8 protein-coding genes are annotated in these 11,321 nt (G+C 70.4%); 3 read left to right on the forward strand and 5 right to left on the reverse strand.

Annotated elements, in window-relative coordinates; translation table 11 throughout:
• The first annotated feature begins 1 nt into the window (after position 1).
• Both ACZ3H8_RS26795 and ACZ3H8_RS26800 read left to right on the forward strand, forming a co-directional pair.
• Complete coding sequence (locus ACZ3H8_RS26795; protein ID WP_467406027.1) at positions 2 to 3,562, forward strand: tetratricopeptide repeat protein; 3,561 nt, start codon at positions 2 to 4, stop codon at positions 3,560 to 3,562.
• A gap of 317 nt (positions 3,563 to 3,879) precedes the next feature.
• Positions 3,880 to 4,995 (forward strand): ADP-ribosylglycohydrolase family protein, encoded by a 1,116-nt coding sequence (locus ACZ3H8_RS26800; RefSeq protein WP_467406029.1) that lies wholly within the window; start codon positions 3,880 to 3,882, stop codon positions 4,993 to 4,995.
• 68 nt (positions 4,996 to 5,063) lie between these two features.
• Here ACZ3H8_RS26800 and ACZ3H8_RS26805 read toward each other — a convergent pair whose 3' ends face one another.
• Both ACZ3H8_RS26805 and ACZ3H8_RS26810 read right to left on the reverse strand, forming a co-directional pair.
• Positions 5,064 to 6,647, reverse strand: coding sequence for a sodium:solute symporter family protein (locus tag ACZ3H8_RS26805; RefSeq protein WP_467406031.1), 1,584 nt, complete (start codon positions 6,645 to 6,647; stop codon positions 5,064 to 5,066).
• Between the two features lie 322 nt (positions 6,648 to 6,969).
• The gene (locus ACZ3H8_RS26810) at positions 6,970 to 7,752 is read right to left on the reverse strand and encodes an SDR family oxidoreductase (protein WP_467406033.1); all 783 of its coding nucleotides are present in this window, start codon (positions 7,750 to 7,752) and stop codon (positions 6,970 to 6,972) included.
• A 188-nt stretch (positions 7,753 to 7,940) separates the two neighbouring features.
• Between ACZ3H8_RS26810 and ACZ3H8_RS26815 the strand changes: the two genes are divergently transcribed.
• A complete protein-coding gene (locus ACZ3H8_RS26815) occupies positions 7,941 to 8,780 on the forward strand; it encodes a hypothetical protein (protein ID WP_467406036.1) in 840 nt (279 codons plus the stop codon).
• Positions 8,781 to 8,943: 163 nt separating this feature from the next.
• Here the strand turns inward: ACZ3H8_RS26815 and ACZ3H8_RS26820 are convergent, their stop codons facing one another.
• The 3 genes from ACZ3H8_RS26820 to ACZ3H8_RS26830 all read right to left on the reverse strand — a co-directional run bounded on the left by ACZ3H8_RS26820 (position 8,944) and on the right by ACZ3H8_RS26830 (position 11,181).
• The gene (locus ACZ3H8_RS26820; protein WP_467406038.1) at positions 8,944 to 9,153 is read right to left on the reverse strand and encodes a DUF397 domain-containing protein; all 210 of its coding nucleotides are present in this window, start codon (positions 9,151 to 9,153) and stop codon (positions 8,944 to 8,946) included.
• A 195-nt stretch (positions 9,154 to 9,348) separates the two neighbouring features.
• Complete coding sequence (locus ACZ3H8_RS26825) at positions 9,349 to 10,206, reverse strand: helix-turn-helix domain-containing protein (RefSeq protein WP_467406041.1); 858 nt, start codon at positions 10,204 to 10,206, stop codon at positions 9,349 to 9,351.
• A gap of 243 nt (positions 10,207 to 10,449) precedes the next feature.
• Entirely contained in the window at positions 10,450 to 11,181 is a 732-nt protein-coding gene (locus tag ACZ3H8_RS26830; protein WP_467406042.1) for a GOLPH3/VPS74 family protein, read from the reverse strand.
• Positions 11,182 to 11,321: the final 140 nt, after the last annotated feature.

Consider the following 11,321-nt stretch of genomic DNA (forward strand, 5'->3'; position numbering starts at 1 on the left):
CATGAGTGCCGGTGCCGCGAGACTGTCGATGCAGGAACTGATCAACATCCGCAGGCGCGCGGGATTCGTGGGACGGCGCAATGAACTCGCCGCCTTCCGCGAGAACTTCGACGTGCCCCCCGAGGACCCGCGGCACCGTTTCATCTTCCATATCCACGGCAACGCGGGTGTCGGCAAGACCTCCCTCGTGCGTGAGCTGGTGCAGACCGCGCGCCGGCGCCAGGCGCTCACCGCAGTCCTCGACGAGTCCGTGAACAGCGTGCCGGAGGCGATGGAGGCGATCAGCGCCCAGTTCGCCGAGCAGGGGCAGGCGCTCAAGGCCCTCGACCGGCAGCTGGCGACCTACCGCCAGCGCCGGTACGAGGCGGAGGTCCTGACGAACGCGGCGGCGGACGGACAGCCGCAGCCGCAGCAGCCCTCCGCGGGCAGCATGGCCGCGGCCCAGGCTTCTCTGATCGGACTTGGCATGGTGCCGGGCGTCGGCGCGCTCGCCGGAGCGGTGGACCCGGCGCAGGTCGCCCGCGGCGCCGATCACGTAAGGGCCGTCCTCACCACCCGTTTCGGCAAGCAGGAGGACGTACAGCTGGTCCTCAACCCCGTCCGGGCCCTCACTCCGGTCCTGGTCGCCGAGCTGAACCGGGTCGGGGCGAGCGTCCCCTGGATCACGCTCTTCTTCGACACGTACGAACGCACCGGGCCCTTCCTCGACCCCTGGCTGCGCGATCTGATTACCACCAGGCAGTACGGCTCACTGCCCGCCCATGTCGTCGTCACCCTCTCCGGACAGCGGCCGCTCGACCCCAACTGCTGGGCCGACTACGTCGACTTCGTCACCGACCTCCCGCTCGCACCCTTCACCGAGCCGGAGGCCCGCCAGCTCCTCGCCGCCAAGGGCGTGGTGGACGAGGAGGTGGTACGGGACGTGCTCAGGCTCTCCGGCCGGCTGCCCGTACTCGTCTCCACCCTCGCCGAGAACCCGGGCGCTGTGGACGACCCCAGCGCCACCGCCGTCGAGCGCTTCCTGAAGTGGGAGCAGGACCCGGTCCGCCGCGCCGCCGCCCTCGACGGCGCACTGCCGCGCCGGCTGAACGAGGACGTCTTCCGGGCGGCCGTCGAAGGGGACGACGCGGCCGGGCTGTTCGGGTGGCTGCGCGGGCTGCCGTTCGTCAGCGACCGGGGCGGCCGGGCCCAGTACCACGATGTCGTACGGGAGCCGATGCTGCGGCTGCGGCGCAACACCTCGCCGGAGCGCTGGCGGGCCGGGCACACCGGGCTGGCGGAGGCGTTCGCCCGCTGGCGGGCGGAGGCCGGCGACGGCCTGGGCGCGAACGAGCTGTGGGGGCAGGACGCCTGGCGTGAGTTACGTCTTGAGGAGACCTACCACCTGCTGTGCGCGCGGCCGCGGACGGCGCTGCCCGCGGTGCTGCGGGACGGGATCGACGCCTGCGACGCGGGCGCGGTGGTGGCCAGGCGCTGGGCGCGGACCGTCGCGGACGCGGGCGCCGACGGCGACAGCGGGCTGCTGCGCGCGCTGGGCAGGGACTGCCTGGCGGCCCTGGAGGACGAACAGCGCCGGGGCGCCGGGGTGCTGGACCTGATCCTCGCCCGGCCGGAGCCGGACGACGAGACGCGGGTGGCGGCGCTGGTGGTCCGCGGCAGGGACCACCGTAATGCCGGTCGGTACCCACAGGCGCTGCTCGACTACCGGCAGGCGATCAGCCGGGACGCGGGCTGCCAACGGGCGTACTACGGGCTGGGGGAGACGTACCGCCTGACGGGACGGTACGAGGAATCCCTCGCCGAGTTCGAGCGGGCCCTCGAACTCGACCCCGTCGACACCTGGTCGCTCTCCGGCCGAGCCCAGACCAAGCACCTGCTGGGACGCAGCGAAGAGGCGCTGGCGGATCTGGGCCGGGTGCTGGATGCCAGGCCCGGCCATGTCTGGTCGCTGGTGCGCAGGTCCCAGATCCGGCGCGCGCTCGGTGACAGTGACGGCGCCCTGGCGGATGTCGGCCGGGCCCGGGAGCTCGACCCGGTCAACCCGTGGATCGTTGGCGAACACGGGGAGGTCCTGCGGCACGAAGGGCGGTACGAGGAGGCGATCGCCGAGTTCGACCGGGCGTTCGCGCTCGACCCGGCGTACACGTGGGCACTGGGCAGCAGGGCCATGGCGAAGCACGCGCTGGGGCGCGGCGAGGAGGCGCTGGCGGACCTGGACGAAGCACTGGAACTGAAGCCGGACTATCTGTGGGCGCTGCTGCGGCGGGCCGAGATCCATCGCCAACGGGGTGATTCGGTAAGGGAGTTCGCCGATCTCGACCGGATCGTGGAGGTGGCGGATACGAAGGCGTGGGCGCTGGCGGAACGGGGGTACGCGCACCAGCAGGCCGGACGGCACGAGGACGCCGTCGCCGACTACGGCCGGGCGCTCGCGCACGACCCGGAGTATGTCTACGCGTATGTCGCCCGCGGCCGGGTGTACGAGCAGCTGCACCGGTACGAGGAGGCGCTGGCGGATCTGGACCGCGCCCTGGATCTGGACCCGCGCGCGCCCGCGGCGCTGGTGGTACGGGCCGCGGTGCGGCGGGCGCTCGGGGACTCCGACGGCGCACTCGCCGACCTCGACGAGGCGGTGGCCCTCGACCCGGACAACGCGGACCAGCTCACCCTGCGGGGCGAGGCCCACCGCCGAGCCGGGCGGCACGAGCAGGCGCTCGCGGACTACGACCGGGCGGACGGGCTCCGTCCCGACGACGGCTGGACCATCGGCAGCCGCGGCCAGGCGCTGCGCAGCCTCGGCCGGCTCGACGAGGCGCTGGCGGCCTTGGCGCGCGCGGCGGAGCTCCAGCCGGACAAGGCCTGGATCGCCGCCGAGCGTGGTGCGGCCCTCCAGGACCTGGAGCGGTACGAGGAGGCGCTGGCCGAGCTGGACCGGGCGATCGCGCTCGACCCGAATTACCTCTGGGCGCACGCACGCCGGGCGGCGGGGCGCATGGTGACCGGCCGTCTGCTGCCTGCGCTCACGGACCTCGAGCGCTGGCTGGAGCTCGGCGACGACGACCCGGCGGTGCACCGCGCACGGGCGAGGGTCTACCTGTACCTCGACCGCCCGGAGGAGGCGCTGACAGCCCTGGCGGAGGCCGCCGGGGACGACCAGGACGAAGTGAACCACCTCGCCCTGCTCACCCGCGCTCACCGCAGGGCCGGCCGCTTCGCCCCGGCGAGGGAGGCGGCCGAGAGGCTGCGGACTGTCGACCCCGCCTCGCTCCAGCCGGCGCTCACTGTGAGTCGTACGGAGGGGCTGGCGGAGGCTGCTGAGCTGTGGCGTGCCGCCGATGCTGAGCTGCTGGTCGTCGCCTGTGCGCAGGGGGACTGGCCTCGCGCCGACGCTCTGCTGGCCGCCCTCCTCGCCGAGACGCCCACCTGGACGACGGTGGCGGACGCGGCGGACGACCTGACCGAGCTGCTCGCATGCCCGGGCGCGGACCCGACAGAACTGGAGCCGAGGCTGCACCGCCTGACCAGGGCCCGGGACGCCCTTTCCAGCCCGTCCGGCGTTTGAGGACAAACCGGCGTCGGGCGGTCCCGGGTCACCCTTCGTGCCGGGGTGCGCGCCGCCCGACCGCGGCCCGGGACGCCCTTTCCAGCCCGTCCGGCGTTTGAGGACAAACCGGCGTCGGGCGGTCCCGGGTCACCTTTCGTGCCGGGGTGCGCGCCGCCCGACCGCGGCCCGGGACGCGAATTCCAGCCCGTCCGGCGTTTGAGGACAAACCGGGCCACCGGCGGCCCCGGTCACCCCTCGCGCCCCCGAACCCCCCATTCCCGTTCGATTACAGTGCTGCGCCAGGCATACGTTCGACGTCCAGGGAGGGACGCGCGGTGAGCGCAGCAGCCACAGCCGTCTGGGGCCGGGCCGAGCAGCAGGACTTCCGCGCCCGGGTGCGCGGCGCCCTGCTCGGCGGCGCCATCGGCGACGCGCTCGGCGCCGGGGTCGCCGCCCTCACCGTGGAGGAGATCCGCGCCGTCCACGGCCCGGACGGCCTCGGCGACCTCGTGCCCGCCCATGGCCGCCGCGGGGCCGTCACCGCCGCCACCCAGCTGACCCTCTTCACCGTCGACGGGCTGATCCGCGCGCAGGTCCGCCGGGACACCGGCGCCTGGCACCCGCCCACCGATGTGCACCGCGCCTATCTGAGATGGGCCGCCACCCAGCGCGACTGGGGCCCCGACGAGCGCCGCAAGGACAATGGCTGGCTCGCCCGCGAGGAATGGCTCTACACTCGCCGCGACCCCGCCAAGGTCTGCCTCATCGGGCTCGGCGACGAGACCATGGGCACCCTCGAAGCACCCAAGAACCCCGCCGCGCGCGACGCGGGCGCGCTGGTGCGCTCCTCGCCGTTCGGGCTGCTCGTCGGCTGGGAGCCGCAGCTGGTGTGCCAGCTGGCCGTGGAGTGCGCGGCGCAGACGCACGGCCACCCCACCGCGTATCTCTCGGCCGGCGCGCTCGCCGTCATCGTGCACGGTCTGGCCCGCGGCGAGACCCTCGACGGCTCGGTGCAGCGCGCCCTCGCCCAGCTGGCCGCGCGCCCCGGCCACCAGCCCGTCACGGACGCCCTCAAGCACGCGCTCGGCGCCGTACGCCAGGGCATTCCGAGCCCCGCCAGGATCGCCTCGCTCGGCGAGGGCCACAACGCCGAGGACGCCCTTGCCATCGCCGTCTACTGCGCTCTCGTCGGCGAGGACATCCGGCACGGCCTGCGTCTCGCCGTCAACCACGACGGCCCCTCTCAGACCACCGGCGCCGTCACCGGCTCGCTGCTGGGCGCGCTGCACGGCGAGACGGCGCTGCCGCCCGCCTGGCTCTGCGAGCTGGAGGGCCGCCCCACGATCCTTGAGCTGGCCGACGACTTCGCGATGGAGATGACCCAGGGCCCGGCCCTGCACGGCCCGACGGTCACCGCGCCCGGCTGGCTGTCGCGCTACCCGCGCAGCTGAAGTACGTACGAGGGCCCGGCTCCCCTCCTCGGGAGCCGGGCCCTCGTACGCAGCGAAGCGCGAGAGCGTCAGCCGTCCACGCCCTCGCGGCCGAGGACCTTCGCCTCGGCGGGCTCCGCCGGCGTCGGCACGGTCGCCGCGGCGAACGCCGGGCCCGGGCCGTCTCCGTCCGAGTTGATCCGGGCGATGAGGTCGTCGCGCTCGGGGGTGTCCTCCGGCTTGACGAGGCCGATCAGGATGTAGAGGACGAGCGAGACCGCCAGCGGGATGGAGACCTGGTACTGCAGCGGCACGCCGCCGTCGACGCTCCAGCTGATCGGGTAGTTGACCAGCCAGAAGGTGATCAGGCCGAGCCCCCAGCTGACCAGCGCCGCCGTCGGTCCGCTCTTGCGGAACCAGGGCAGCATGCCCAGCATCAGCGGAATCGCGATCGGACCCATGAGCCCCGCCACCCACTTGATGACGACCGTGATGATGTCACCGAAGAAGTCCGAGTTGACCTGGGTCGCGACGGCCATCGAGAGACCGAGGAAGAGCAGCGTGGCCCAGCGGGCGGCCAGCAGCCCCGCGCGGGTGTCCCACTCGCGGACCTTGTGGGACACGGCGGGCATGATGTCGCGGGTGACGACCGCCGCGATCGCGTTCGCGTCGGAGGAGCACATGGCCATGGTGTGGGAGAAGAAGCCCACGATGACCAGGCCCAGCAGACCGTGCGGCAGCAGCTGTTCGGCCATCAGCGCGTACGAGTCGGCCGGCACCTTCGTGTCGATGATCAGCGGCGCCACCCACATCGGGAAGAACAGCACCAGCGGCCAGATGAGCCACAGCACGGCGGACAGCCGGCCGGACCGCTCCGCCGAATTCGCGGAGTCGGTGGCCATGTAGCGCTGCGCCTGGTTCCACATGCCGCCGTTGTACTCAAAGGTCTTGATGAAGAGGTATGCGATCAGGAAGACCATCATGTACGGGCCGGCCAGCGGCTCCGCGTGGCCCTTGAGCTCCGGCTCGTCCCAGACGTTCCACAGGGAGCTGAAACCGCCCAGTTCGGCCATGACAGCGACGAGCATCGCGATGCCGGCGATGAACTGGATGATGAACTGGCCGAGTTCGGTGAGGGCGTCCGCCCACAGGCCGCCGACGGTGCAGTACACGGCGGTGACCGCTCCGGTGATCAGGATGCCCGTGTTGAGGGAGACACCGGTGAAGACGGAGAGCAGTGTGGCGATGGCGGCCCACTTGGCGCCGACGTCGACGATCTTCAGCAGTACGCCGGACCAGGCGAGCGCCTGCTGGGTGGGCAGGTTGTAGCGGTTCTTGAGGTATTCGAGCGGCGAGGCCACATGCAGCCGTGAGCGCACCCGGTTGAGCCGGGGCGCGAACACCCGCGAGCCGATGGCGATGCCGATCGCGATGGGGAAGGACCAGGTGACGTACGAGGTGACGCCGTAGGTGTACGCGATGGCCGCGTAGCCGGTGAACATCACCGCGCTGTAGCCGGACATGTGGTGCGAGATGCCCGACAGCCACCACGGCATCTTGCCGCCCGCGGTGAAGAAGTCGCTGACGTTGTCGACGCGCTTGTGCGACCAGAGTCCGATCGCGACCATCACACCGAAGTAACTGATGAGCACGGTCCAGTCGAGACTGTTCATGTGCCCCCTCCTTGGGTCCGCCTTGTGAACGTCAAAGCTCTTCGTCAGTACGTCCGATCAGCGGCGCCCCCGTGCGGGAGCGGGGACTTCGGGGATTGAACCGCTTGGCCGGGTGGCGGGTCAAGAGGATGTGCGGTCATAAATGTGAACACAGATCAGAAAGCCGAACGATTTTGCTTGTTCTTGACCTCCCTGGGCGTTGTCGTGAACGTGACGGCGGCCACACGATGAGCAGGCACTTCGTCAGGCTCCGCGGATAGCGAAAGACCGCACGGGATGCGGGTCCCGTGCGGCTGGGAAAGGGTGAGGGCAACTGGCGTTACTACCGCATCAGTTCGCCGGCGTTGACCAGCAGCGACTGACCCGTGATCGCCCGGGCCCGGTCGGAGGCGAGGAAGGCCGCGGCCTCCGCGACATCTCCGTCCGTGGCCAGCTCGGGCAGCGCCATCCGCTCGGTGAGCCGCCCGAGCACCTCGTTCTCCGGTACACCCTCGGTGTGCGCGGTGAACTGGACGTACGCCTGGACGGGCGGCCCCCACATCCAGCCCGGCAGCACGGTGTTCACCCGGATCCGGTCGGGGCCCAGCTCGCGCGCCAGCGAGTACATCGCCGAGGTCAGCGCGCCCTTGGATGCCGCGTACGCCGCCTGCCACACCTGTGAGGGCGCGGCCACCGCCGACTGCGTACCGATGATGACGACCGAGCCTCCCCGCACCTTCAGCGCAGGCAGGCAGGCCCGCGTCATCCGCAGCGTCCCCAGCAGATTCACATCGATGACCCCCTGCCAGGTCTCGAAGTCCGCGTCCGCCAGGCCGCCGAAATGGCTGTCCCAGGCGGCGACATGGACGACCGCGTCGATCCGGCCGAACCGCTCGATCGCGAGCGCGGCCAGCGCGTCGCACTGCGCCTCGTCGGTGATGTCCGTGGCCCGGTACGCACTCCGAGAGCCGTCGGGGTCGATCTCTCCGGCCGACTTGGCGAGATTCCCCTCGGTGCGCGCGCCGAGGACCGCGTTGCCCCCGTCCCGTACGACGGTGGCCGCAATCTGATGGCCGAGTCCGGCCCCGACGCCGGAGACGATCACTGTCTTCCCCTGTAGCAGCATGGCGCGCTCCTTCGCAGCCGGGCCGTACCTGACGGTGCGTCAGAGTACGGGCAGGGGAATGCGGAGGGAAGGGAGGCGTCGGCGTCAGTAGGCGCCGTTCATCATGTTCCTGACGGCCGTTCAGGTGTCAATGAGGTTGCCCCGCCCCGCCTCTCGCCAACTGATGCTCCATCAGATACACCGGAGGGATGACTGAGGACACACGCAGCGAGGTGTACGCGGAGCTGGCGGGCGTCGGACCGTACGGGGTACGCCCCGGCCACGCCCTGATCACCATGGTCGAACCGCACCTCGGCCATGAGCACGCGTACAACCGCTGGTACGAGGACGACCACTACTACGCGGGCGCGATGGCGATGCCCTGGATGTACGCCGGACGGCGCTGGGTCGCCACCAAGGAGCTCCAACTGCTGCGCTACCCCGAGAAGTCGGCGGTGGCCCAGCCCGTCACCTCGGGCTGCTACATCTCCACGTACTGGATCACCGAGGGCCGCTACGGCGACCACATGAAGTGGACCGTCGGCATCAACAAGCGGCTCAACCGGGACGGGCGCGTCTACCAGGACCGTACGCATGTCTTCACGGCCTTCCAGGACCATGAGACGACCGTCTACCGGGACGGCGCGGCCGGCCCGCGCGACTACCACGCGCTGGATCATCCGTACGCGGGCCTGGTGGTGGAGGTGATCGACGCCGACGGGCCCGAGCGGCGGGCCGAGCTGCTGGAGTGGCTGCGTACGAAGCATCTGCCGAAGCGGCTGGCCGGCTCCTGCGCGGCGATGGTGACGGTCTTCCGGCCGACTCCGCTGCCGGGCGACCGGATGACCTATGTGAAGCAGGTGGAGGGCGTAGACACCAGGCTGACGCTGCTGTGGTTCCTCGAGGACGACCCGAGGGAGCATTGGGAGTCTGCCTTCGCCGGGCTCGACGCAGCGGTCGTCGAATCGGGGCTCGGGCGGGTGGAGCTGGTTGCTCCCTTCATCCCGACGGTCCCCGGCACCGACCGCTACGTCGATCAACTGCGCTGAGCCGAAGCGCGAGACGGAAGCGGGTGGGGATGCCCGTGGGGGATGGCCGAGCCCCCTCGGCCGGGACGGCGGACCAGTCGAGAGGGCTCTGTCACATGGTGCTGGTGGTGCTCTGTGCTGCGTCGGTTCGCGGGGTTCCCCGGCGCGCTCCTCGGCGTCGTGCTCAGCCGAGACTGAACGCGCCGTGCCCCACTTCGTTCACGAACGCGGTCCACGACTCGGGGACGAAGGTGATCGACGGGCCCGCGGGGACCTTGGAGTCCCGGACGGCAATGGCCTGCACGACGGGGGACTTGACCTCTACGCATGCGCCGTTTCCCGTGGAGTACGAGGACTTCGTCCAGGTATCCGTGGCGCCCTGAATGATTGCCATGTTCGCTCCGCTTCGGCAAGTGGTGTGATTTGCGCCAACGTTCTTGCTGGCGTGATCGACGCTACTCGCCGCGATGGGTGCGCGAGGCAGGCGTTCACTCGACCGGATGGCATATTCCATCCGACCCTTCCGCCCGCCGTTGCTGGGGTGTACCGTACGGTCCCCCTCGCCGCAGAGACCTTTCAGCGGGTGTATTCAGCGTGCGTAGTCCTTGGCGATGTCCGCGATGAACTGTCTCGTGTGATCGACGTTCAGGGCTTGGGCGCGCAGATGCTCGTACATGACGCTGTACTTCTGCACATCGTTGGCCTTCTCCAGGTACAGGTCGCTCGTCACGCCCTCGATGTAGACGACGCTCGAGTCGGAAGTGTCCGGGAACTCCAGGATCGCGTACTGGCCGTTGATGCCCGGGTGGGCGCCCATCTCGAAGGGCAGCACCTGCACGGTGACATGCGGCAGCTGGGACAGCTCCACCAGATGCTCCAACTGCTCGCGCATCAGCTGCTTGTCGCCGACGAGACGGCGCAGCGCGGCCTCGTCGATCACCACCCACAGCCGCAGCGGGTGCTCGGCGTCGTTGATCCGCTCCTGGCGGCGCACGCGGACGCTGACCCGTTTCTCGACGTCGGTGGTGCCGCTCTCGGGCAGTGCGCCGGCGATCAGCGCCTCGGCGTACTGCCGGGTCTGCAACAGACCGGGGACGACCTGCGGTTCGTACACCCGCAGGCTGGCCGCGTCGGTCTCCAGGCCGATGTAGACGCTGTACGGGATGTCTCCGAAGGCGTGCCACCAGCCCTGCTGGCGGGAGTCCTTGGCCATCTGCATCAACGAGTCGACTATCCGGTGGTCCTCGACCTCGTACACCCCGCACAGGTCGCGGACGTCGCGCTGACTGATCGAGCGGCGGCCGTTCTCGAGGCGGCTGATCTTCGACTGGGAGACGAGAAGGCGCTCCGCCACCTCTTCGGCCGTCATGCCCTTGAGTTCGCGGAGCCGGCGCAGCTCCTGGCCCAATCGGCGTCGCCTGACGGTGGGGTTGACGTTGGACGCCACGGAAACTGCACCTCCGGCTGCGTAGCTGAGCGTATCTATTGCTCAGCAGATTGCCACCAATGGTCGTGGCTGCGCTGCCAAATGGCTACACAGGACGCATGCGCGAACGCGCGGGGCAGCGCCGTGGCTGCCCCGCGCGTCCTGTGCGGCTCCCGAACCGGGTCATGGGGACGTCGGCGCGGCGGATCTTGTGCGGTTGTTCCTGAAACGCGTGGTGCGGTTGGTGCTGTTCGTGCTGCTGCGTCAGTGCGCGGCCACGCGGGCCATGCTTCCGCGGCGTGGTTGCATCGACACGGCTGCCGTCGGCTGTCGGCTGCCTGCCGGTGCGGCGGGATTACGGCGGGGCTGAGCGGCCGCACCGTTCTGAACGTCCATCACGGCGTGCGCCACGAGTCCGCCCATGGGGTCGTGCCTGATGAGATCCCGCAGACGGGACCTCGAGGAACGCCCTTCGTTCCCGGGGTAGAGGTGCTTGCCGAGTCCGACCGCGTGGGCCAGCGCGGCGAGCGCCGCGGTCCGCGGGTCCGGCGGTACGCCGGTGCGGATCGCACTGTCCAGCCGGGCCCTGATGTCCCGGCTGATCGCCGTGTCCGTCGCCTGGTAGCGAGTCGTCGGCAGTACCCCGCACATCTGGCCCGCCACGGCATGCACCATGCCGCACCGCTCCAGATGCGAGAGGTAAATCTGGCGCAACCCCAGTCGGGGCCCGCCAATCCAGTGGACAGCCCGAACTGGGCTGCCGCGTCTGCGCAGCAGTTCCAGCGCGGAGTCCAAAGTCGGATCTCCGGTCGGCCGTGGCATCACCACGGCGATACGATCCCCGTCTGGGGCTATCCGTCCTGCCAGAGCCAGCTCTACTAGCTGAGCTCCGGCCAGGCCGATGTCGAGCGACTGCGGCTGCGCTGTGGTACCCGTGGTCGGGTCCAGAGCGAGCAGCAGTAGCTCCTCCGGAAGTGTTCTGCGGCTCCTGCCCATCCATGCCTCCCCGCGTGGATGAATGACAGGGTGACCCCTCTCACATTGGTCTGTCGAGAGCGCCTGGGTGGTTTCTATGGGAACCGGCAGGTATGTCGTTCTCGTCTATGCGCTGGGGGCGTGCTCTCACACAGGACACT

It is taken from the genome of Streptomyces sp. NPDC002868, assembly GCF_055563295.1.

What these genes read in the sequence shown, in the direction of transcription:
- ACZ3H8_RS26795 (WP_467406027.1), top strand. Translation starts at nt 2, where the DNA reads ATGAGTGCCGGTGCCGCGAGACTGTCGATGCAGGAACTGATCAACATC.
- ACZ3H8_RS26805 (WP_467406031.1), bottom strand. Translation starts at nt 6,647, where the DNA reads ATGAACAGTCTCGACTGGACCGTGCTCATCAGTTACTTCGGTGTGATG.
- ACZ3H8_RS26810 (WP_467406033.1), bottom strand. Translation starts at nt 7,752, where the DNA reads ATGCTGCTACAGGGGAAGACAGTGATCGTCTCCGGCGTCGGGGCCGGA.
- ACZ3H8_RS26815 (WP_467406036.1), top strand. Translation starts at nt 7,941, where the DNA reads ATGACTGAGGACACACGCAGCGAGGTGTACGCGGAGCTGGCGGGCGTC.
- ACZ3H8_RS26820 (WP_467406038.1), bottom strand. Translation starts at nt 9,153, where the DNA reads ATGGCAATCATTCAGGGCGCCACGGATACCTGGACGAAGTCCTCGTAC.
- ACZ3H8_RS26830 (WP_467406042.1), bottom strand. Translation starts at nt 11,181, where the DNA reads ATGGGCAGGAGCCGCAGAACACTTCCGGAGGAGCTACTGCTGCTCGCT.